The following is a 22,316-nucleotide window of genomic DNA, read 5'->3' as shown; positions in this document are numbered from 1 at the left end:
ACCGTCACTATCCAAGCCGGCAAGCACACCCTGACCGCTGCTGAACCGCCACCACCCGACCTCGCCGAAATCCTCGCAAACATCCACAGCCTACGTGCGCACTAGCCTGATAAAAGTCGGGTCTGAGAAGTCGCCTACGAATCAACTCTTCGACCGGAACGGGCCGGTTTGTTGCTCTGTCAAGGACGATCCATTGGTCGCCGCCTCCAGGCTGTCCGAATGCTTCTTTTGCCGGCCCATGCTGAACGACCCAATCCTTGCCCGCGGGGATTTCGCGGCCGGTTCCCTCGAGTACATGGTATTGGGCGGCCAATCCGGGCGGTGTAGCACGCTCTGCCATCTGTCGGACCGGGGCGCGTAGTCATCGACGGACCTGGAGAATTCGGTCATCGCCGCTCGAAAAGAGGCTTTCCGTCTGGATCGAGCATGGACGCTTCAATCTGGTCTATTGTTGCGTTCAGATAGAGTGCGAGTTTCTTGAGATCGGCTGTTGCAGTTATTTTGTCGGCACTACCGACCGCTATCGCCGAGCCATCGGGCGCAACTAGAGCGAAACGTTCGACGCCTTCGTATTCGCGAGTTTCGATGTTGAAGTCGGAGTGTTGGTCGCCCGCCGAGACTGGCACACCGATCCGAGGCAGATTCCTCGTGCCCCGGATGTACATGCCGAATTTTCCGAACAAGTACTTCTCGATGGTGTCGATCGACGGAGCTGCTAAGACGAACCATTCGGATTCCATTCGGTCCGAATCAGTAATCACGAGCCAGCCGTCTGGCTTCTTTCCGACGAAGAGGCGACTTTCACCCAGCCCCGACCAAAATATGGGCCGCCCATCTCTAGTACTTGAACTAGGTGTCAGAGTGTAATCGGCTAGCTTCGCCCATTCCTCAAGGCGTTGGGAAAGTTGTATGCCGCTTGTCATCTCAACACTCCAATGTCAGGCTCAGTGAGCTCTTCAACCGTCATCGGCCGACCCTCTGAGTTGAATACGCGTACCTGCAAGGAACCACCCGGTTGACCCACCCCAGGCGCGACCTCCGACACTTCGATAGTCCAATTGTCCGGTAAGTGTTCAAAGGTATAAGCGTGGTAGGGATCTTGAAGGGAGTTGACGTGGAGGGCTCGCTGCTCCCATGATGCCGCTTGTCCATCCTGCATAACTGCCAAGTACTTTCCGTTTGTCTTGCCGATGCGATCGAGTAAGGGACCATAATCCCGCAAGTAGGATGCGGCATCCGTGTAAGCGACACGCGTCTGCGGGACAGCGCCGTGATTGCCGGGAAAGCTCATCCAATGTTGACCTTCACTGCCCATGCTGTTGAAACGTTCCGCGTATTGCTCTTGCGTATACGGATGCCCCTCCGGATCTCGGCCGTATAGCGCTTCCGGATCCCGAATTAGATTGCGGACGTCGCTATTAATCTTGTCAAGATCGACCGGGTCGTCGGCGAAATCCCAATGCTCGTCCAATGGTTCGCCGTAATGCGGGTCAAGTGGCTCATCTGGCAGCCGATGCCACCCGTCGCCAGACGGATCCTTCGAATGCACTGGATCCTGCGGCTCGCCGCCGGATGATCCATCATGGCCGTGCCCCGACACGTGATGACCATCAGGATCCTTACCGTCCGGTGGACCGCCATGGCCGTCCCCATCACCACTTGGCTTGCCGCCGTGCGGTGGCTCGCCCGGCGGGTGCCCGCCCGGAGGGCCACTCTCGCCAGGACCGTGCGCGCCGCCGTTGGGCGCTGGCACTTCTGAGGGTCGCCCCGGGGACTCGAAGTGCGGAGCCGCTGATGAAGCCGACGACGGTGAATGCGCGCCGACAGACGCAGCCTCACCGGACGATCCACCGGCCGACACGGGCACCTGTGACGGCGCGTGGTCGAACAGCTGAGGAGTAGCCGACGGCAGGCCGTCGCCCGCAGCAGCCTGCACAGACGCGAGACGCGACCCGGCGGCCGGAACCGATGCTGGCTCATGCGGACCACCCGTCGGCTCAGCGACCGGGTCGTGCACGCCGCCGGCAGGCACGGATACCGGCTCACGCGGCTCCTCCGCCGGAACCGATGCGGGCTCGTGCGGAGCGCCGGACGGCACCGACACCGGATCGCCCGGGCCGCCGGAAGCAGCAGGGGCCGGCGCTGGCGCGGGCGCCGGATCATGGACACCACCCAGGCCACCAGGACCGCCCGCCGGAGCCGCGGGGGCTGGCGCGGGCGCCCGATCGTGAGGGCCGACGGGGCCACCCGGCGGCGCAGCTGGAGCGGGCGACGAACTCGGACCGTGCGGGCCAGCGCCCGAATCGCCTGCCGGGCCGGGAGAAGCCGGGGACGTTGCCACGGGCGGCGAGCCCCGCTGCGCACCCGGCGTGCCGTCCGGCGGACGCGGCGCCGATTCGACCGGCGCCTCGATCGGCTTGCCGCCGGGCCCCAAAACCACCGGAGCGCCACCCGTCGGAGGCTTGATCTCGGGCAAGTCCTTGGTGACACCCTCGAGGTTCTTCGGCAGATCGGCGGTTGACTTGGCGATGTCCGCCAGCGCGCCCCGGGCGCCGGCGATCCCGCCGACCCGCCCGGCCGCGCCGGCGGCATCCGCCTCCGCCTCGGCGCCGCGGGCGGCCGCGCTGGCACCGTCGGCTGCCGCGCCGGCCTCACCGAGACCGGGCGCGATCAGTGTGGCCGCATCGAACGCGACTTCACCGGCTCCCAACCCCGGCCGGTCTCGGGTCCAATCGTCGGCGTGCACAAGGCCTTTCAGCTCCTGCAGCCGTGCTTGCGCGAATTCCTGGGGATTGACGGCGGCGTTGACAAAGCTTTCCTTCCACGCGTTCTTGACCAGACCACCCCAGGTCGCGCCCGCGCCCTCGGGATCGAGGGCGATCCAATGCGGGCTCAGATCCACAAGGCCCAACCCCATGCCGACCGCGCCCTTGACGACGCCCTCCTGGACGTTGATCCCGAAGTCGAGCGCGGTCGCCACCGGATTACCGACGTCTTCTCCCAAAAACGTGATCAGTCCGCGACGCGCATACTTCTGGCAGGTGACGATCTCGCGATCGGCCGCTTGCATGAGCAGCCTGATCTCCTGCTCGAAGGCCCGGGCTTCCTGTCCGAGATGCTGCAGCACGGCGTTGACGTCCCGGGCGATCTTTTGGATCTCGTCCCACGCGTCGCCGTCGATGATGAGCATGATGTCGTGACCGATGTCGCCGAGCGCCTCGATCCGATGCAGTAGATCCCGGATCGCCTGTTGCGCGTGGCCGACCCGGTCCGCGAATTCGTCGACGGTGCGGGCCAGGGCGTCACACTGCTGACCGATAGCCGCTGCGGCAGCGCCTATTTCGGCCAGAGCGTGATCGATCTTCTCGCCTTCGGGAATGTGTTGGCTGTCGAACAGCGCCTTGGACGCGTTGAGGGTTCCCTGCACCCCGTGCATTGCCGCGGCGAAGCCGTGCCAACGGGATGCGGCCGCGTGCAGGCCCGCCACGTCGCCGTCGGGCCACACTTCGGAGACGAGCGCCTGTATGACCGCCCACAGCAGTGGCGGCGGCTCTCCCTTACCCCAGGTCCCCGGGGGCCCGGGCGCGGCAAGGTCAGCGGGCGCGGACGGCGCCGGCAAAGCGCCGCTTCCGCCGCCGAGCGTCGAGGCCGCTTCGGCCGCCGAATAATTCGACGCGCCTTGCTGGATCAGGGCCCCGCATTTGCGGCACGCGTTGACGACGCCGGCCGCGGCCTTCAACATCGACTCGGCCGAGTCTTGATACCCCAGGCCGAACACCTCGCCGGCACGGTCAACACCCGTGTGGGCCGAAACGCCGGCCGTCAAGATCGTCAGGTTCGCCGCCAACGAATCGCCGATGGCCGCCACGGCGCTGCCGGCGGCATACATCGCCTCCGGATCAACCGCCAAGGGAGCCACGTGCGGAATTTTCGCTCAAGCCCGCGCGTCGCCGCTACTCACCCAATGATCGCTCCGCCAAGCTAACCGCGGCGGCTCAACGCCACAAGTCGTTCATGCACAGCGCTACGGCACCGGCACCACGATCAGTTCGTGCGGCCGGTTGTTGACAGCCAGGGCGCCGTCGTCCGTCACGACCACGATGTCCTCGATGCGGGCGCCCCACCGTCCCGGGAAATAGATGCCCGGCTCGATGGAGAAGGCCATGCCCGCGGCGAGCGGCAGGTCGTTTCCCGCAACGATGTAAGGCTCTTCGTGCACCGACAGCCCGATGCCGTGCCCCGTGCGGTGCACGAAATACTCCGCGAGTCCCGCGGCGGCCAGCACGTCACGGGCGGCAGCATCGACCTGCTCGGCCGTCACACCGGGCCGGACCGCATCACAGGCCGCCCGCTGAGCGCGCTGCAGAATCGAATACTGTTGGGCCACTTCGTGACTCGGCTCCCCGATGCTGTAGGTGCGGGTCGAATCCGAATGATAGCCCGGCTCGTAGGAGCCGCCGATGTCGACGACGACGATGTCGCCCACCTGCAGCTCGCGATCCGAATACCCGTGGTGCGGGTCGGCGCCGTGCGGGCCGGAGCCGACGATGATGAAGGCCACCTCCGAATGCCCTTCGGCCACAATGGCTTCGGCGATATCGGCGGCCACGTCAGCCTCGGTGCGGCCCGGTACCAGAAACGACGGCACCCGGGCGTGCACCCGGTCGATGGCCGCGCCGGCCTTCCGCAAGGCGTCGACCTCGCACTCTTCCTTGACCATCCGCAGGCCGCGCAACACGTCGGTGGCCAGCACCGGCAGCACGCCGAGCACGCCGGCCAGCGGCAGCAGATGCAGCGCCGGCATGGAGTCGGTGACGGCGGTCGCGGCCGGCGCCCCGCCCAACGCCGCGGCCACCATTTCGTAGGGGTTCTCACCGTCGACCCAATCCCGCACCGGCAGACCGAGTTCGGCGATCGCCGACCCCTTCAGCGAGGCCACCTCCAGCCGCGGCACCACGACGGTCGGCTCACCGGAGGCGGGCAACACCAGGGCGGTGAACCGCTCCAAGGTCTGCGCCCGCGACCCGACCAGGTAACGCAGGTCATATCCCGGCGTGATCACCAGGCCGACCAGCCCGGCGGCGGCGGTCGCCGAGGCGGCGGCCGCCAGCCGGCGCGCATACACGTCCGCGTCGAAACGGTGGGATTCCATGGCAGCCAGGCTAACCTGCGCGCCGACCGTGGACTTGTTGCGCCATTTCGCGAGAACGGGCCGCAACAACTCGACGCTCGACGGCCGAGCAACACGCGGCGTGACAAGATAACCGGCATGCGATCGCCACTGGTGCTGCTCGACGGCGCCAGCATGTGGTTCCGCTCCTATTTCGGGGTGCCGTCCTCGATCACCGCCCCTGACGGCCGGCCGGTGAACGCGGTGCGCGGATTCCTCGATTCGCTCGCCGTGGTGATCACCCAGCAACGGCCCAGCCGTCTCGTCGTCTGCCTTGACCTGGACTGGCGCCCGCAATTCCGGGTGGACCTGGTCCCGTCCTACAAGGCCCACCGGGTGGCCGAGGCGGAGCCGGCGGGCGAGCCGGATGTCGAGGAGGTGCCGGACGATCTGACACCCCAGATCGACATGATCGCCGAACTCCTTGAGGCGTACGGGATCCCGACGGCCGGGGCCGAGGGATTCGAGGCCGACGACGTGCTGGGCACCTTGGCGGCCCGCGAGCGCGACGACCCGGTGGTAGTGGTCAGCGGCGACCGCGACCTGCTGCAGGTGGTGTCCGACGATCCCGTGCCGGTGCGGGTGCTCTACCTCGGCCGCGGCCTGAGCAAAGCCACCCTGTTCGGCCCCGTCGAGGTGGCCGAACACTACGGCGTACCGGTGGACCGGGCCGGGCCGGCCTACGCCGAACTCGCGCTGCTGCGCGGTGACCCCTCCGACGGCCTGCCGGGCGTGCCGGGCGTCGGCGAGAAGACCGCCGCGACCCTGCTGGCCCAGCACGGTTCGCTGCACCGGGTCCTGGCCGCCGCCCACGACCCGAAATCGAGGATGGCCAAGGGCCTGCGGGCCAAGCTGCTGGGGGCGCTCGACTACATCGAGGCGGCGGGCCCGGTGGTGCGGGTAGCCACCGATGCGCCCGTCAAGCTGTCGACGCCCAGCGACGCAGTGCCGCTGGTCGCCGCCGATCCGCAACGCACCGCCGAGCTGGCCACCGAACTCGGCGTCGGCTCGTCGATCGCCCGACTGCAGAAAGCGCTCGACGCGCTGCCCGGCTAACCGGTCACTGGGGGCGGCCGACCTCGTAGGTGCCCTTGTTGTCCTGGAAGGTCACCGTCACGTGCTTGGACGCGCCGTCGATGCTGACGTCACAGTCGAACGTGGCGCCCTTCTTGACCGTCGGGTTCTGGCCGTGGTTGCACTTGACGTCCTTGACGTTCTTCGCTCCGTAGCCGTTGGTCTCGTCGGACAGCACCTGCTGAACCCCGGCCTGCGCCTTGTTGACGTCCAGCTTGGTGGTGACGAAGAACCCGGGCTGCCAGAAACCCAGCACCAGCACGACGGCGATGAGCAACAACGCGATCCCGCCGGCCACCCCGGCGATCAGCCCGACGGGGCGCTTCTTGCCGGGCTGCTCATAGGGCTGGTACTGCTGCGGGTACTGACCCGGCTGGCCGTATTGCCCGTACTGACCCGGCTGCGGATACTGGCCCGGCTGTGGATACTGGCCGGGCTGCGGGTACTGACCCGGCTGGGCGTACTGCCCGGGCTGGCCGTATTGGCCGGGCTGGCCGTATTGACCGTACTGCCCGGGCTGGGCGTAGCCCTGCTGTTGCGGGTACGGCTGCGGATAGGCCTGCTCGCCCGGCTGCTGATACTGCGGGTACTCGGCCGGCGGCGTGTAGGCCGGGGCCTGCCAGGACGCCTCCTGGGTGGCGTGGTCCTGCCAGGTCGGCGCCACCTGGGTCGGGTCTGACGAGTGGTCGCTACCTTGACCTTGACCGGGCGGTTGCCACTGCTGGTCCGATCCCTGCGGTCCGCTCATCTTTCTCCTCAGCCCCTTGTATCTCGGCATGAACTCTCGGCGCTTAACGGTAGCTCCGGCCTAGCCTACCCGGCGTCAACTGCGACGACGCCGCGCCGAATGTCGTTGATCGCCCGCTTGGCGGTAGCCCGCAACTCGGTGTCCGGCGCGGCGTTGCGCACCTGGTCGAGCAGGTCGAGCACCTGGCGGCACCAGCGCACGAAGTCCCCGGCCAGCAGCGGGGAGCCGGCACCTCCGGGGTCGGCGGCGGCCAGCGCCGCGGCCAGGTCCGCGGTCCGCGCCCAGCGGTAGATGACGGTGACGAAGCCGTCGTCGGGCTCGCGGCTCGGGGCGATCCGGTGCGTCTGCTCGTCGGCGCGCAGCACCGACGACAGCCTCGACGTCTGCAGCAAAGCCTGCCGCAACGGCTGCGTCGGCGCCTCGGCCGCGAACGCGGCACCCGGGCCCTCGCCGCCCCGGCTCTCATAGAGCACCGACGACACGACCGCCGCCAGCTCGGCCGGCTTCAGCCCCGACCAGGCGCCGGTGCGCAGGCATTCGGCGACCAGCAGGTCGCTCTCGCTGTAGATGCGGGCCAGCAACCGGCCGTCGTCGGTGACCCGGGGATCGCCGTCGCGGCGTTCGATGAAGCCACGCTCGGTGAGCAGCCCGACGATCCGGTCGAAGGTCCGGGCCAGCGAATTGGTAGCCGTGGCAACCTTTTTCTCCAGTTGCGCGTTGTCGCGTTCGATCCGCAGGTAACGCTCGGCCTGCCGGACCTGCGCCTCGAGGCCCGGCGTGTGGTGCGACGGATGCCGGCGCAGCTGTTCGCGCAGCGACGCCAGCTCCGGGTCGTGGAACCCCTCGTCGGAGTCCCCGCGGCGGCGCTTGGCCGGAATGCTCAGCCCGGCGGCCGCCGACCGCAGCGCCGACGCCAGGTCACGCCGGACCCGCGGTTGGCGGTGCTCGACCCGCTTCGGCAACGGCATCGAACCGACCGGTGCCGAGTTGCCCGAATAGTCGGCCGAGGAAATCCGTCCAGCCCAACGGTTTTCGGTCAGCACCAACGGTCGCGGATCGGAGCTGTCGCGGGCCGATTCCAGGACCACCGCCAGCCCGCCGCGGCGGCCGTGGGCGATGTTGATGATGTCGCCGCGGCGCAGCGCGGCCAGCGCATCGCTGGCCGCCTGGCGTCGGTGCAGCCGCGACGCACGGGATTGCGCGCGTTCCATCTCCGAGATCCGGGCCCGCATCCGCGCGTACTCCAGAATCGGCGCCTTGGGCCCACCCAGCTCGGCGGCGATCTCGTCGAGCATCGCCTGGCCCCGCTCGATGCCCCGCACCAGGCCGACCACCGAGCGGTCGGCCTGGTACTGCGCAAAGGACTGCTCCAGCAGCCGATGCGCCTGCTCGGGGCCCATCTGCTGGACCAGGTTGATCGTCATGTTGTAGGACGGGGCGAACGAGCTGCGCAGCGGGAAGGTGCGGGTGGAGGCCAGCCCGGCCACCGCGGACGGCTCGGTGGTTTCCTCGGTGGGATTCCACAGCACCACCGCGTGGCCCTCGACATCGATGCCGCGCCGCCCGGCGCGGCCGGTCAACTGGGTGTACTCCCCCGGTGTCAGCGCCACGTGCTGCTCGCCGTTGAACTTGACCAGCCGTTCGAGCACCACCGTGCGGGCCGGCATGTTGATGCCGAGCGCCAGCGTCTCGGTGGCGAACACCGCCTTGACCAGGCCCGCGGTGAACAACTCCTCGACCGTGTGCCGGAAGGCGGGCAGCATGCCGGCGTGGTGGGCGGCCAAACCACGCAGCAGCCCCTCGCGCCACTCGTAGTAGCCGAGCACCGCCAGGTCGGCGTCGGCGAGATCGCCGCACCGGTGCTCGATCACCTCGGCGATCTGGACCCGCTCCTCCTGAGTGGTCAGCTGCAGCGGCGAACGCAGGCATTGCTGGACGGCGGCGTCACAACCGGCCCGGGAGAACACGAAGGTGATCGCCGGCAGCAGCCCTTCGGCGTCCAGGGTGGCGATCACGTCCGGGCGCCCCGGGGTCCGGTAGAAGCGCGGCCGTCCGGCCCGGGCGGGTGGACGGCCGCGTCCGGCGCCGCGGCGCGGTTGCCAATCCGAGAGCCGATCGGCTTCGCGGCGATGCGCGATATGGCGCAACAGATCCGGATTGACCCGCGGCTCGCGGCCCGCGCCCGGCTGCCCGGGTGCTTCGGAGTTGCGGTAGTCGAACAGGTCGAACAGTCGCTTGCCCACCAGCACGTGCTGCCACAGCGGCACCGGCCGGTGCTCGTCGACCACCACCGTGGTGTCACCGCGCACGGTCTGGATCCAGCCGCCGAACTCCTCGGCGTTGCTGACCGTCGCCGACAGGCTGACCACCCGCACCTCGTCGGGCAGGTGCAGGATGACCTCCTCCCACACCGGGCCCCGCATCCGGTCGGCCAGGAAATGCACCTCGTCCATCACCACATACGAAAGCCCTTGCAGCGCAGGTGAATCCGCGTACAGCATGTTGCGCAGCACCTCGGTCGTCATCACCACGACGGGCGCATCCGCGTTCACCGACATGTCCCCGGTGAGTAGGCCGATGCGGTCGCGGCCGTAGCGGGCGGTCAGATCGGTGTGCTTCTGGTTGCTCAGCGCCTTTAGCGGCGTGGTGTAGAAGCATTTGCCGCCGGCCGCCAGGGCCAGGTGCACCGCGAATTCGCCGACCACGGTCTTGCCGGCCCCGGTCGGCGCGCAGACCAGCACGCCGTGTCCGCGTTCCAGCGCCGCGCAGGCCCGCCGCTGAAAGCCGTCGAGCGCAAAGGGCAGTTCGGAGCTGAACCGGGTGAGCTCGACCAGTTCGGTAGTGGCGTCGGGTGCCGACGGGTCAGGTGACATCGTCATGCTGGCCGGCCGACAGCGACGGCTCCGGTATGGCCGTGGGCGGTTCGATGACCGACGCTTGGTCGTCGGGAATCACGGCCTGGGCTTCGCGTTTGGCCTTGCGCTTGTCGTGCAGCCGGGCGATCTGGATGGCGAACTCGAGCAGCACCGACAACGCCACGCCCAGCGCCGTCATCGAAAAGGGATCGGAGCCGGGCGTGAAGATCGCGGCGAACACGAACATCGCGAAGATCAATCCGCGCCGCCACGCCTTGAGCCGCGGGTAGGTCAGCACGCCGATGGTGTTGAGCATGACGATCAGCAGCGGGAATTCGAAACTCACCCCGAAAACGATCAGCAGGTTGATCAGGAAGCCGAAATACCGGTCCCCCGACAGAGCGGTCACCTGCACGTCGCTGCCGACCGTCAGCAAAAAGCCCAGCGCCTTGGACAGCACGAAGTAGGCCAGCACCGCGCCGGCCACGAACAGCGCCACGGCCGGGATCACGAACGCGATCGCGAAGCGGCGCTCCTTCTGGTACAGCCCGGGCGTGATGAACGCCCACAACTGGTAGAACCACACCGGACAGGCCAGCACCACCCCGGCGGTCAGCCCCACCTTGAGCCGCAGCATGAACTGGTCGAACGGCGCCGTGGCCAGCAGCCGGCATTGCCCGTTGGCGCTGATCTCCGCCCGCGCCGACTGCGGCAGCGCGCAGTAGGGATGGCGCAGCCACTCGCCGAGGCTTTCCAGCCCGAAGATCGCATGCGAATACCAGAAGAACCCGAAGATGGTGGTCAGCGCGATTGCGGCCAGCGAGATCAGCAGCCGGGTGCGCAGCTCGGTGAGGTGGTCGACCAGCGACATGGTCGCGTCCGGATTGGTGCGGCTGCGTCTGTTGCGCGGATTGAGACGCTTCAGCAGGCCGGATGTGCGCGCTGAAACCTTGAATGCTTTCACGATGCTCGGTCGGAGCTTGGTCAGGGGCGCTCGGGCACCGCGACGGGACGGCGGGCTACGACGCCGGGCGCGCTTCGCTGTGCCCCTGCTCGCTGGGCGCCGGAGGGTCGACGCGCTGCGACTGCACGGGCGTGGGGTTGGCCGCGGAGGACTCGCTCTGCGCCCCCAGCGCCGACGTTTCCGTCTTGTTCTCGCTCTGCATCTCGCGCAGTTCGGACTTGAAGATCCGCATCGACTTGCCCAACGAACGCGCCGCGTCGGGGAGCTTCTTGGCACCGAACAGCAAGATCACCACGACCGCGAGGATCGCCCAGTGCCACGGACTAAGACTGCCCACTTTGATTACCTCCAGACGTTCACCCGATGCTACCGCAGTGACGTGAACTGGCGGTGGGCCCGCGCCGCGCCGGCGCCGGGCGGGACGTCCCGGATTTTCTCAGCTCAGGGCCTCATACGCCGCGAGGGCGGCCGCCGCGGCCTCGCGCACCCGCTGCGCCAGCGAGTGCGGCGCCAGCACCTGCACGCCGGATCCCAGGCCCAGCACCAGCCGCGTCATCCAATCTTCGGAGGCGTAGGTCATCACCGCCTCGCAGGAGCCGTCGGGCAGCTCGCGCACGTCGCGCATCGGGTAGTACTCGAACATCCAGGACGCGTGCGGCGCCACCCGCAGCGTGGCCGACGGCAGCGACGGGTCCCCGTCGAACAGCGAGGTGTCGGGCGGCGCGTGCAGCACCGGTTCCGGTGGCGCGGCCGGCTCGTCGAGCTCGCTGGCCTCCACGATCCGGTCGAAGCGGAACAGCCGGACTCCCTCGGCCTCCCGGGACCAGGCCTCCAGGTAGCTGTGCCCGCCGATCAGCAGCACCCGGATGGGGTCGACGACCCGGCTGGTCAGCGTGTCGCGCGAGGCGGAGTAGTAATCGATGGCCAGCGCGTGTCGGGACTGCACGGCCGCGCGCACCGCGGCGGCGGCCCGGCTCTCCGCGGGAGCGGGTTCGTCGACGGCGGTCGCCGCCTGGGTGGTGTCGTGCCCGACGGCTCCGGCGGCGCCCTCGATCTTGGCGATCGCGCTGCGCGCCGCTTCGGGGTCGACGACGCCGGGGATGTCGGCCAGCGCCCGCAACGCCACCAGCAGGCCGGTGGCCTCCGGCGAGGTGAGCCGCAGCGGGCGGTCGATGCCGGCGGAGAAGGTCACCTCGATGGTGTCGCCGGAGAACTCGAAGTCGATGAGGTCGCCCGGGAAATAGCCGGGCAGACCGCACATCCAGAGCTGGTTGAGGTCCTCCTCGAGCTGCTTGGCCGACACCCCGAGGTCGGCGGCGGCCTTGGCCCGGGTGACCCGCGGGTTGGCCTGGAAATACGGGACCATGTTCAGCAGCCGGACCAGACGGGTGGAGATGGGCGTCATGCCGACACTCCCCCGCGGCCGCCGGGCCGGCCGGCGCCGACGGCATCGGCACCGGCATGCGCGCGCAGCCGGGCCAGCACGTCGTCGCGCAGCGACTGCGGCTCGAGCACCACCGCGTCGGCGCCGTACCCGGCGATGTCGCGGGCGAGCTGGTCGGTGGCGCGGATGTCCAGCTCGATCACCTCGCCGTCGCGGCCGCCCAGTTGCCGGGTGCCGACGGGCCGTCCGGCCCGGCGCAGCGCGGTCGCCCGCCCGTCTGCCACCCACACCCGGGCCTGCCCGCCGGCCGGCGTCGCGGACACGTCGGTGACGGTCTGGGCGACGATCCTGCGCAGGTCGACGCCGTCCGGCACGGTGACCGCGCCGGGCGGGCCGATCGGGGTGACGCCCGGTCCGATCCGGGACAGCCGGAAGGTGCGGGTGGCGTCGCGGTCGCGGTCGTGGCCCACCAAATACCAGCGGCCCTTCTGGGTGACCACGCCCCAGGGCTCGACACTGCGGGTGGCGTACGGCTCGGCCCGCGACGGCCGGTGCGGAAACTGCACGGCCTGACGGGAGTCGATGGCGGACAACAGGATTCCGAGCACTTCTTCCGAGCCGCGCAGTCCGGGCACTCCGGCCGGGGAGGCGATGGCGACCGGCGCCCCGTCATCCAGGGGGTCGACGTCGACGCCGGCCGCGCGCAGCTTGAGCAGCGCGCCCTGGGTCGCGGTGATCAGTTCGGGCGACTCCCACAGCTGGGTGGCCACCGCCACCGCCGCCGCCTCGTCCGGGGTCAGGTCGACCGGCGCGAGCGCATAGGCGTCGCGGTTGATGCGGTAGCCCTCGGTGGGGTCCATCGGCGAAACCCGCCCCACCTCCAGCGGGATGCCCAGGTCGCGCAGCTCATTCTTGTCCCGCTCGAACATGCGGGAGAACGCCTCGGCGCTGGCGCTCTCCGAGTAACCCGCCACGCTCGACCTGATCTTTTCTGCCGTGATGTAGCCGCGGGTGGACAGCAGGGCAATGACCAGATTCACCAGCCGTTCGACTTTTGACGTCGCCATCGGCACCAGGTTATTCGATGTTCAGCACCCGGCGCTTGCAGCGACGCACGCGTCGCTACATGCTCGCGATCAGCCGCTTGACCCGCTCGTCGACGGCCCGGAACGGGTCCTTGCACAGCACGGTCCGCTGCGCCTGGTCGTTGAGCTTGAGGTGCACCCAGTCGACGGTGAAGTCGCGGCCGGCGGCCTGGGCGGCGCTGATGAACTCGCCGCGCAGCCGCGCCCGGGTGGTCTGCGGCGGCGTGTCGACCGCCTCGGCGATGTCCTCGTCGGTGGTGACCCGGGCGGCGAGCCCCTTGCGCTGCAGCAGATCGAAGACGCCGCGGCCGCGCTTGATGTCGTGGTAGGCCAGGTCCAGCTGGGCGATCTTCGGGTCGGACAGCTCCATGTTGTAGCGGTCCTGGTAGCGCTGGAACAGCTTGCGCTTGATCACCCAGTCGATCTCGGTGTCCACCTTGGCGAAGTCCTGGCTTTCGACCGCGTCGAGTTGGCGGCCCCACAGGTCGACGATCTGTTCGATCTGGGCGTTGGGCTCCCGGGTCTGCAGGTGTTCGACGGCGCGGCTGTAGTACTCGCGCTGGATGTCCAGCGCGCTGGCCTGACGCCCCCCGGCCAGCCGGACCGGCCGCCGGCCGGTGATGTCGTGGCTGACCTCGCGGATCGCACGGATCGGGTTGTCCAGCGAGAAGTCCCGGAACGGGACGCCGGCCTCGATCATCTCCAGCACCAGCGCCGCGGTACCCACCTTGAGCATGGTGGTGGTTTCGCACATGTTGGAGTCGCCGACGATGACGTGCAGCCGCCGGTATTTCTCGGCGTCGGCGTGCGGCTCGTCGCGGGTGTTGATGATCGGGCGGCTGCGGGTGGTGGCGCTGGAGACGCCCTCCCAAATGTGCTCGGCGCGTTGGGAAAGGCAGAACGTCGCAGCCTTCGGCGTCTGCAGCACCTTGCCGGCCCCGCAGATCAGCTGGCGGGTGACCAGGAACGGCAGCAGTACATCGGAGATCCGGGAGAACTCGCCGGCCCGCACGATCAGGTAGTTCTCGTGGCAGCCGTAGGAGTTGCCCGCCGAGTCGGTGTTGTTCTTGAACAGGTAGATGTCGCCGCCGATGCCCTCGTCGGCCAGCCGCTGCTCGGCATCGACGAGCAGGTCCTCGAGCACCCATTCCCCGGCGCGGTCGTGGGTGACCAGCTGCACCAGGTTGTCGCATTCGGCGGTGGCGTACTCGGGGTGGCTGCCCACGTCGAGGTAGAGCCGGGCCCCGTTCCGCAGGAAGACGTTGGAGCTGCGGCCCCAGGACACGACGCGGCGGAACAGGTAGCGGGCCACCTCGTCCGGGCTGAGCCGGCGATGCCCATGGAATGTGCACGTGACCCCGAACTCGGTCTCGATGCCCATGATTCGCCGCTGCACGTAATCGAGCGTACTGGTTGTCCGACCGCGGCGGTGGGCAAGCCGCGCCTATCGGTGTGACGAAGTTTCCGGGCGCGGTTTCCGGCGGCGGTGTCGGGCGGCGTTTTCGGGTGCGGGCGAAGGGGCGCTAGTCGGAGGAGCCGCCGTTGAGCTCCGGCGCGTCGCCGTTGCCGTCCGAACCGTTCGAGTCGAGTTCGCGCAGCAAATTCTCCAGCGTGGGCCGGTTGATCCGGCGGAACGCCCGGCGGGGCCGGTTGACATCCAGGATGGCGACTTCCAGGCTGCCCACGTCCAGGGCGGACTGGTCGCCGTTGGAGGATTCGCTGCCGGCCCGCAACGCCAGCACCGCGATGCGGGTGGCCTCGCGCAGGTTGGCGTTCTCGGCGTAGGAGTCCTTGAGCGCGGTGGTGATCGGCTCGGTGGTGCCGCCCATGACCACGAAATGCGGCTCGTCGGCGATCGACCCGTCATAGGTGATCCGGTACAGCTCAGGCGGTTTCGTCTCGCCGTAGTGCGCGACCTCGGCGACGCACAGTTCCACCTCGTAGGGCTTGGCCTGCTCGGTGAAGATGGTGCCCAGCGTCTGCGCGTACACGTTGGCCAGTTGCCGCCCGGTCACGTCGCGGCGGTCGTAGGCGTAACCGCGGGTGTCGGCGAATTGGATGCCGCCGCGGCGCAGATTGTCGAATTCGTTGAACTTGCCCGCCGCGGCGAAGCCCACCCGGTCGTAGAGTTCGCTGATCTTCTGCAACGACCGCGACGGGTTCTCGGCGACGAAGAGCACACCCCCGGCGTAGACCAGCGCGACCACGCTCTTACCCCGGGCGATGCCCTTGCGCGCGAGCTCGCTGCGCTCGCGCATCGCCTGCTCGGGCGAGATGAAATACGGGAAGCTCACTTGTCACCACCCGCGGCGTCGGGGCCGAAAGTGTCTGCGCGCGAACGGCTTTGGATCACCTCGCGGGCCAGCTCGGCGATGCGGCTCTCCGGCACCTCGAGCGCACCCTCGGCGCCGATGGTGACCGCGGTGGGATAGATGCCGCGGACCAGATCCGGTCCGCCGGTCGCGGAGTCGTCGTCGGCGGCGTCGTAGAGCGCCTCGATCGCGACGCGCACCGCGGAGTCGGCGTCGACGACCTGTGAGTACAACTTCTTCATCGACGACTTGGCGAAGATCGAGCCCGACCCCACCGACTGGTAGCCCTCCTCTTCCAGGTTCCACCCGCCGGCGGCGTCGAACGACACGATGCGGCCGGCGCCTTCCGGGTCCGGCGCGTCGATGTCGTAGCCGGCCAGCAGCGGCAACGCCACCAGTCCCTGCATCGCGGCGGCGAGGTTTCCGCGCACCATGATGGCCAGCCGGTTGACCTTGCCGGCAAACGTGAGCGGCACGCCTTCGAGCTTCTCGTAGTGCTCGAGTTCCACGGCATACAGCCGGGCGAACTCCACGGCGATGGCGGCGGTGCCGGCGATGCCGGTGGCGGTGTAGTCATCGGTGATGTACACCTTCTTGACGTCGCGCCCGGCGATCATGTTTCCCCGCGTCGAACGCCGGTCGCCCGCGAGCACCACGCCGCCGGGGTATTTCAGCGCGACGATGGTGGTCCCGTGCGGCAGCTGACCCGTGCCGCCGCTCGACGAAGCCGGGCCGGACTGCGCCCCGCCAAGGGCCGCCGGCAGCAACTCCGGCGCCTGGCGGCGCAGGAAGTCGGCGAATGACGACAGATCTACGGCGGGTTGTCCGGAGAATGCGGGGCCCGGAAGTGCGGAATTGGTGGACAGGCGATCAGGGAACTGCCAGGTCACTGGCCGCCCTTTTGGACGTATGCCCGGACGAAGTCCTCGGCGTTCTCCTCCAGAACGTCGTCGATTTCGTCCAGCAGATCGTCGGTGTCCTCGGCCAGCTTCTCCCGGCGCTCTTGGCCCGCGGCCGTGCTGCTGGCGAAGTCGTCCTCGTCGTCGCCGCCACCGCCACGCTTGGTCTGCTCCTGAGCCATCGCCGCCTCCTGCTTCGTCTGGGCCTGTTGAGTGGCTTGTTCAATTATCGAGTTCGATTGCCAAGTCACGCTGCCCGTTGGTCTTCTCTACCCTACCGGTCAACTCCGACGTTGCCCGCCTGAACCGGCGTCTAGCTGGTGAGTTGTTCGACCAGCTCGGCGGCGCTATCCACCGAGTCCAATAACGCTCCGACATGCGCCTTGCTGCCGCGCAGCGGCTCCAGCGTCGGAATGCGGACCAGCGAATCGCCGCCCAGGTCGAAAATCACCGAATCCCAGCTGGCCGCGGCGATGTCGGCGCCGAACCGGCGCAGGCATTCGCCCCGGAAGTAGGCGCGGGTGTCGGTAGGCGGATTGTCCACCGCTTCGAGCACCTGGTGTTCGGACACCAGCCGCTTCATCGAGCCGCGCGCCACCAGCCGGTTGTAGAGGCCCTTGTCCAGTCGGACGTCGGAGTACTGCAGGTCGACCAGGTGCAGCCGCGGCGCCGACCAGCTCAGGTTCTCCCGCTGGCGGAATCCTTCGAGCAGGCGCAGCTTGGCGGGCCAGTCCAGCAGCTCGGCGCATTCCATCGGGTCGCGCTCCAGCTGGTCGAGCACGTGCGCCCAGGTCTGAACGATGTCGGCCGCCCGCGGATCGGGGTCGCGGCTGTCGACCAGCTTGGCCACCCGGTCGAGGTAAACCCGTTGCAGCGCAAGCCCGGTCATCTCGCGGCCGTCGGCCAGCGCCACGGCGGTGCGCAGCGACGGGTCGCGGCTGATCGCGTGGACCGCGTGCACCGGCCGCGCCAGGGCCAGGTCGCTGAGGTCGATGCCGTGCGCCGGGCCTTCCTCGATCAGGTCGAGCACCAGGGCCGTGGTGCCCAGCTTCAGATAGGTCGACGTCTCGGCCAGGTTGGCGTCGCCGATGATGACGTGCAGCCGCCGGTACCGGTCGGCGTCGGCGTGCGGCTCGTCGCGGGTGTTGATGATGCCGCGTTTGAGCGTGGTCTCCAGGCCGACTTCGACCTCGATGTAGTCCGAGCGCTGGGACAGCTGGAAGCCGGGCTCGTCACCCGAGGGCCCGATGCCGACTCGCCCGGAGCCGGTGACCACCTGACGGGACACGAGGAACGGGGTGAGCCCGGCGATGATCGCGGAAAACGGCGTCTGCCGCGACATCAGATAGTTTTCGTGCGCGCCGTAAGAGGCGCCCTTGCCGTCGACGTTGTTCTTGTAGAGCTGAAGTTTGGCGGCGCCGGGCACGCTGGCGACGTGCCGGGCGGCGGCCTCCATCACCCGCTCGCCGGCCTTGTCCCAGATCACCGCGTCGAGCGGGTCGGTGCATTCGGGCGCGGAGTATTCCGGGTGGGCGTGGTCGACGTAGAGCCGCGCCCCGTTGGTGAGGATCATGTTGGCGGCGCCGACCTCGTCGGCGTCCACCACCGGCGGCGGGCCGGCCGAGCGGCTCAGGTCGAAACCGCGGGCGTCGCGCAGCGGCGACTCCACCTCGTAGTCCCAGCGGGTGCGCTTGGCGCGCTGGATGCCCGCTGCGGCCGCGTACGCCAACACCGCCTGCGTCGACGTGAGGATCGGGTTGGCAGTCGGGTCCGATGGCGATGAAATGCCGTATTCGACCTCCGTCCCGATAATCCGTTGCATGACCTAAGCGTAGGCCGGACGACGATGCGCCCCGCGCAGCGGGGCGGGAGGAGCCGGCCCATCAAACCCCGCCGGACGACGATGCGCCCCGCGCAGCGGGGCGGGACGCTGCTTGTTGACGGCACCGACACCAGTGATTAATTTCACCCTGTGTCCGCACCCGGATCCGATGGCGCCGTCGGGAAACATGCCCTGGACCTGGCGGGGAAGCGTTACGGCGAAGTCCTGCTCGTCACTCCGGGTGAGGCGGGCCCGCAGGCAACGGTTTACAACAGCTTTCCGCTCAACGACTGTCCGGCCGAGCTGTGGTCGGCGCTCGACCCGCACGCGATCGCCAAGGAGCACGGGGCGGCCATGGCGTTGCTCAACGGTCCGCGCTACTGGCTGATGAACGGCATCGAGAAGCAGCCGCAAGGCCCCCGGATCACCAAAACCTTCGGCGGCATCGAGATGATCCAGCAGGCCACTGTGCTGTTGTCGTCGATGAATCCCGCGCCCTACATCCCCAACACGGTCAATCGCCACACCGTCTTCGTCTTCGACGCGGGCCAGGAGATTTACGAGCTGATCGACCCCGAGAACCAGCACTGGGTGATGCAGACCTGGAGCCAGGTGTCCGACCCGACGTTGTCGCGAGCGGATCTACCCGGCCTCGCCGGCCGCCTCGACCTGCCCGCCGGGTGGAGTTACCAACCTCGGGTGCTCACCAGCGAGCTGCGGGTGGACACCACCAGCCGGCCCGCGCGGGTGCTGCAGGACGACCTGACCAACAGCTATTCGCTGGTGACGGCCTGACGGCGGGCAGGGGCCACGAGCACGAGACTGAAACTACGCACACCCGCCGCGGCGTGTCGTGTGCGTAGTTGCAGTGTCGCGGAAGCAGACCCGGCGCCCGCGGAGCTGGCGGCCGGCACCCGCGACCGCTACAGGTACTGGCCTAGGTTGGACTCGGTGTCGATGGCCCGCGACGCGCTCGAGCTCTTGCCGGTGACCAGAGTGCGGATGTAGACGATCCGCTCGCCCTTCTTGCCCGAAATCCGCGCCCAGTCATCGGGGTTGGTGGTGTTGGGCAGGTCCTCGTTCTCGGCGAACTCGTCGACGATCGAGTCGAGCAGGTGCTGGATGCGCAGACCCGGCTGGCCGGTCTCCAGCACCGACTTGATCGCGTTCTTCTTCGCGCGGTCGACGACGTTCTGGATCATCGCCCCGGAGTTGAAGTCCTTGAAGTACATGACTTCCTTGTCGCCGTTGGCGTAGGTGACCTCCAGGAACCGGTTGTCGTCGATCTCGGCGTACATCCGCTCGACGACCTTCTCGATCATCGCCTTGATGCAGGCGGTGCGGTCGCCGCCGAACTCGGCCAGGTCGTCGGCATGCAGCGGCAGCTCCTCGGTCAGGTACTTCGAGAAGATGTCTTGCGCCGCTTCGGCATCCGGGCGCTCGATCTTGATCTTCACGTCGAGGCGGCCGGGCCGCAGGATGGCCGGGTCGATCATGTCCTCGCGGTTGGAGGCGCCGATCACGATGACGTTCTCGAGCCCCTCCACGCCGTCGATCTCGGATAGCAGCTGCGGGACCACCGTCGTCTCGACGTCCGAGCTGACCCCGGTGCCGCGGGTGCGGAAGATGGAGTCCATCTCGTCGAAGAACACGATCACCGGCGTGCCCTCGGAGGCCTTCTCGCGGGCGCGCTGGAAGATCAGCCGGATGTGCCGCTCGGTCTCGCCGACGAACTTGTTGAGCAGCTCGGGGCCCTTGATGTTGAGGAAGTACGACTTGGCTTCGCGGGCGTCGTCGCCGCGCACCTCGGCCATCTTCTTGGCCAGCGAGTTCGCCACCGCCTTGGCGATCAACGTCTTACCGCAACCGGGCGGGCCGTAGAGCAGCACGCCTTTGGGTGGCCGCAGCGCGTACTCGCGGTAGAGCTCCTTGTGCAGGAACGGCAGCTCGACGGCGTCACGGATCTGCTCGATCTGGCGGGTCAGGCCACCGATGTCCTCGTAGCTGACGTCGGGGACCTCCTCGAGCACCAGGTCCTCGACCTCGGCCTTGGGGATGCGCTCGAAGGCATAGCCGGCCTTGGTGTCCACCAGCAGCGAGTCGCCGGGCCGCAGCTTGCGCGGCCGGGTGTCGTCGTTGAGGGCGTCCGGGTGACCGTCGGGCAGGTTGTCGGCGACCAGCGGCTCGGCCAGCCACACGATGCGCTCCTCGTCGGCGTGGCCGACCACCAGGGCCCGGTGCCCGTCGGCCAACAGCTCGCGCAGGGTGGAGATCTCGCCGACCGATTCGAAGGTGCCGGCTTCCACCACCGTCAGCGCCTCGTTGAGACGAACCGTTTGGCCCTTGCGCAGCAACGAAACATCGATGTTCGGCGAGCAGGTCAGCCGCATCTTGCGGCCTGAGGTGAACACGTCGACGGTGTCGTCCTCGTGCGTGGCGAGCAGGACGCCGTAGCCGCTGGGCGGCTGCCCGAGCCGGTCGACTTCCTCGCGCAGGGCCAGCAGCTGTTGACGGGCCTCTTTGAGGGTCTCCATCAGCTTCGAGTTCCGGGCCGCAAGGGAGTCGATGCGGGCCTCCAGCTGATGCACGTCACGCGCGGAGCGGGCGCCGTGCGAGCCGACGGCGTGCTCGAGTTGCTCGCGCAGCATCGCTGCCTCGCGACGCAGTTCCTCCAGCTCGGCCTCGTCGCCGCTGGACATGTCTGATTCGCGGGGGGTCCCGAAAGCTTCAGAACGCTCTGAGCTACCCATCTTGCGCTCCTTTCCCACACCGAATTGGCGCGGCGGATACTTCAAAGCTACCGGCGATTGCCGATTGATGTGGGTAGTCAAATACCCACGAAAAGTTAAGATTTTCGTCACGCTGGTAATCTCGGCCGCTAATCCTGATGATCGAAAGGGCCGGGAGGAACGCCGTGACCGCAAAAAGCCTCGCCACGGGCTCGGCTCCGGTCGCAGCCGTCGGCGCCGGCGCCGCAGGTGTGACTTCGGTTGCACCCATCGGCCCGACCTTAGCGAGTTCCCCGATCCGCGCAGCGGCCAGAGCCGCCTAGCCGGCCGACCGACTGGATGCACCGAGCACTGTCCGTAGCGTTGAGCGCCGCCACCGCGCTGGTGGCGGTCGGACTGGCGGCGTGTTCGACGTCGCACCCGAGAACTGAGACGTCGGCAGCCTCGTCGCTGCCGCCCGCCACGTCGACTCCGATCGCGCCGCCGGCCACGACTCCCCTGCCGCCCCCCGAAGCCCTCACCGACGTGCTCGGCCGGCTGGCCGACCCGAATGTCCCGGGCGCCAACAAGGTGAGTCTGGTCGAGGGCGCGACGCCGGAGAGCGCGGCCACGCTGGACAAGTTCACCAATGCCTTGCGCGACAACGGCTACCTGCCCATGACCTTCACCGCGAACGACATCGCGTGGTCGGACCAGAACCCGTCGAACGTGAAGGCCAGCATCGCCGTCCACACCAACCAGCCCAACAACGCCAACTTCACCTTCCCCATGGAGTTCACTCCCTTCCAGGGCGGCTGGCAGCTGTCCCGGCACACCGCCGAAACGCTGTTGGCCCTTGGCAAGTCGCCGCAGGCCCCGACGTCTGCGGCTCCCGAGGGCCCGGGGGCCCCGGCACCGCCGGCCGAACCCGCCCCGCCGCCGGAACCCGCGCCCACCCAAACCCCGCCCGGGTGAGCTGCGGGATGTGGGTCGGCTGGCTCGAGTTCGACGTCTTGCTGGGCGACGTCCGCTCGCTCAAACAGAAGCGGTCGGTCATCCGTCCCGTCGTCGCGGAGTTGCAGCGCAAGTTCAGCGTCTCGGCCGCCGAGACGGGTTCGCACGACTTGCATCGACGGGCGGGCATCGGCGTCGCCACGGTGTCCGGCGACCGCGGCCATGCCGTCGACGTCCTGGACGCCGCCGAACGGCTGGTGGCCGCGCACCCGGAGTTCGAGCTGCTCTCAGTGCGGCGCTCGCTGGTTCGCAGCGACGACTTGGGCTAGCCGAGCCGTCGG

Annotated in this window: 20 protein-coding genes; 4 read left to right on the top strand and 16 right to left on the bottom strand. The window is 68.5% G+C overall.

What is annotated here, in order from left to right:
- Positions 1–7: 7 nt before the first annotated feature.
- The 4 genes from H7I87_RS29285 to H7I87_RS28590 form a co-directional block, all read right to left on the bottom strand.
- Positions 8–340, bottom strand: a complete 333-nt coding sequence (locus H7I87_RS29285) for a glycohydrolase toxin TNT-related protein (RefSeq protein ID WP_155267901.1) — start codon at positions 338–340, stop codon at positions 8–10.
- A gap of 46 nt (positions 341–386) precedes the next feature.
- Complete coding sequence (locus H7I87_RS28600) at positions 387–923, bottom strand: TNT antitoxin family protein (RefSeq protein WP_010949365.1); 537 nt, start codon at positions 921–923, stop codon at positions 387–389.
- Complete coding sequence (locus tag H7I87_RS28595) at positions 920–3,919, bottom strand: glycohydrolase toxin TNT-related protein (RefSeq protein WP_080708760.1); 3,000 nt, start codon at positions 3,917–3,919, stop codon at positions 920–922. The genes H7I87_RS28600 and H7I87_RS28595 overlap by 4 nt, the downstream gene beginning before the upstream one ends.
- 105 nt (positions 3,920–4,024) lie before the next feature.
- Positions 4,025–5,152 carry a M24 family metallopeptidase gene (locus H7I87_RS28590; RefSeq protein WP_023869098.1) on the bottom strand — a complete coding sequence of 376 codons (1,128 nt, stop codon included), beginning with the start codon at positions 5,150–5,152 and terminating at the stop codon, positions 4,025–4,027.
- A 117-nt stretch (positions 5,153–5,269) separates the two neighbouring features.
- On the opposite strand from H7I87_RS28590, the gene H7I87_RS28585 reads away from it, so the two are divergent.
- Positions 5,270–6,226: a 5'-3' exonuclease gene (locus H7I87_RS28585; RefSeq protein WP_023869097.1), complete on the top strand. Its 957-nt coding sequence runs from the start codon at positions 5,270–5,272 to the stop codon at positions 6,224–6,226.
- Positions 6,227–6,230: 4 nt separating this feature from the next.
- Here H7I87_RS28585 and H7I87_RS28580 read toward each other — a convergent pair whose 3' ends face one another.
- The 11 genes from H7I87_RS28580 to dop all read right to left on the bottom strand — a co-directional run bounded on the left by H7I87_RS28580 (position 6,231) and on the right by dop (position 18,313).
- Entirely contained in the window at positions 6,231–6,992 is a 762-nt protein-coding gene (locus H7I87_RS28580) for a DUF4333 domain-containing protein (RefSeq protein WP_063966937.1), read from the bottom strand.
- 65 nt (positions 6,993–7,057) lie between these two features.
- Positions 7,058–9,865 carry a DEAD/DEAH box helicase gene (locus H7I87_RS28575; RefSeq protein ID WP_033726876.1) on the bottom strand — a complete coding sequence of 936 codons (2,808 nt, stop codon included), beginning with the start codon at positions 9,863–9,865 and terminating at the stop codon, positions 7,058–7,060.
- Positions 9,855–10,811, bottom strand: coding sequence for a twin-arginine translocase subunit TatC (gene tatC / locus H7I87_RS28570; RefSeq protein WP_003878075.1), 957 nt, complete (start codon positions 10,809–10,811; stop codon positions 9,855–9,857). The genes H7I87_RS28575 and tatC overlap by 11 nt, the downstream gene beginning before the upstream one ends.
- Before the next feature lie 55 nt (positions 10,812–10,866).
- On the bottom strand, positions 10,867–11,148 hold the full coding sequence (gene tatA / locus H7I87_RS28565; RefSeq protein WP_003878076.1) for a Sec-independent protein translocase subunit TatA: 282 nt from the start codon (positions 11,146–11,148) through the stop codon (positions 10,867–10,869).
- 99 nt (positions 11,149–11,247) lie between these two features.
- Positions 11,248–12,216: a helix-turn-helix transcriptional regulator gene (locus tag H7I87_RS28560; protein ID WP_023861515.1), complete on the bottom strand. Its 969-nt coding sequence runs from the start codon at positions 12,214–12,216 to the stop codon at positions 11,248–11,250.
- Positions 12,213–13,262, bottom strand: coding sequence for a helix-turn-helix transcriptional regulator (locus H7I87_RS28555; RefSeq protein ID WP_033719776.1), 1,050 nt, complete (start codon positions 13,260–13,262; stop codon positions 12,213–12,215). The genes H7I87_RS28560 and H7I87_RS28555 overlap by 4 nt, the downstream gene beginning before the upstream one ends.
- Positions 13,263–13,317: 55 nt before the next feature.
- Positions 13,318–14,676, bottom strand: a complete 1,359-nt coding sequence (pafA, locus tag H7I87_RS28550; protein WP_003878078.1) for a Pup--protein ligase — start codon at positions 14,674–14,676, stop codon at positions 13,318–13,320.
- Between the two features lie 127 nt (positions 14,677–14,803).
- The gene (gene prcA / locus H7I87_RS28545; protein WP_033719774.1) at positions 14,804–15,574 is read right to left on the bottom strand and encodes a proteasome subunit alpha; all 771 of its coding nucleotides are present in this window, start codon (positions 15,572–15,574) and stop codon (positions 14,804–14,806) included.
- A complete protein-coding gene (prcB, locus tag H7I87_RS28540) occupies positions 15,571–16,482 on the bottom strand; it encodes a proteasome subunit beta (RefSeq protein ID WP_033726875.1) in 912 nt (303 codons plus the stop codon). The genes prcA and prcB overlap by 4 nt, the downstream gene beginning before the upstream one ends.
- Positions 16,479–16,673 (bottom strand): ubiquitin-like protein Pup, encoded by a 195-nt coding sequence (locus tag H7I87_RS28535; RefSeq protein ID WP_003872163.1) that lies wholly within the window; start codon positions 16,671–16,673, stop codon positions 16,479–16,481. The genes prcB and H7I87_RS28535 overlap by 4 nt, the downstream gene beginning before the upstream one ends.
- A gap of 131 nt (positions 16,674–16,804) precedes the next feature.
- Positions 16,805–18,313 carry a pup deamidase/depupylase gene (gene dop / locus H7I87_RS28530; protein WP_003872164.1) on the bottom strand — a complete coding sequence of 503 codons (1,509 nt, stop codon included), beginning with the start codon at positions 18,311–18,313 and terminating at the stop codon, positions 16,805–16,807.
- Positions 18,314–18,463: 150 nt separating this feature from the next.
- Here dop and H7I87_RS28525 point away from each other — a divergent pair, with 150 nt between their 5' ends.
- Positions 18,464–19,108 carry a hypothetical protein gene (locus H7I87_RS28525; RefSeq protein WP_009976627.1) on the top strand — a complete coding sequence of 215 codons (645 nt, stop codon included), beginning with the start codon at positions 18,464–18,466 and terminating at the stop codon, positions 19,106–19,108.
- A 128-nt stretch (positions 19,109–19,236) separates the two neighbouring features.
- On the opposite strand, the gene arc is transcribed toward H7I87_RS28525, so the two are convergent.
- The gene (arc, locus tag H7I87_RS28520) at positions 19,237–21,063 is read right to left on the bottom strand and encodes a proteasome ATPase (RefSeq protein WP_031347904.1); all 1,827 of its coding nucleotides are present in this window, start codon (positions 21,061–21,063) and stop codon (positions 19,237–19,239) included.
- A gap of 318 nt (positions 21,064–21,381) precedes the next feature.
- On the opposite strand from arc, the gene lppK reads away from it, so the two are divergent.
- Together lppK and H7I87_RS28510 are read left to right on the top strand one after the other, a co-directional pair.
- Positions 21,382–21,996 carry a lipoprotein LppK gene (lppK, locus tag H7I87_RS28515; protein ID WP_033725102.1) on the top strand — a complete coding sequence of 205 codons (615 nt, stop codon included), beginning with the start codon at positions 21,382–21,384 and terminating at the stop codon, positions 21,994–21,996.
- 8 nt (positions 21,997–22,004) lie between these two features.
- The gene (locus H7I87_RS28510; protein WP_031347902.1) at positions 22,005–22,304 is read left to right on the top strand and encodes a DUF503 domain-containing protein; all 300 of its coding nucleotides are present in this window, start codon (positions 22,005–22,007) and stop codon (positions 22,302–22,304) included.
- Positions 22,305–22,316 lie beyond the last annotated feature (12 nt).

The sequence above is a fragment of the Mycobacterium timonense genome (assembly GCF_025821985.1).
GTDB lineage: Bacteria > Actinomycetota > Actinomycetes > Mycobacteriales > Mycobacteriaceae > Mycobacterium > Mycobacterium avium.
This window is presented reverse-complemented; position numbering and strand designations above follow the sequence as displayed.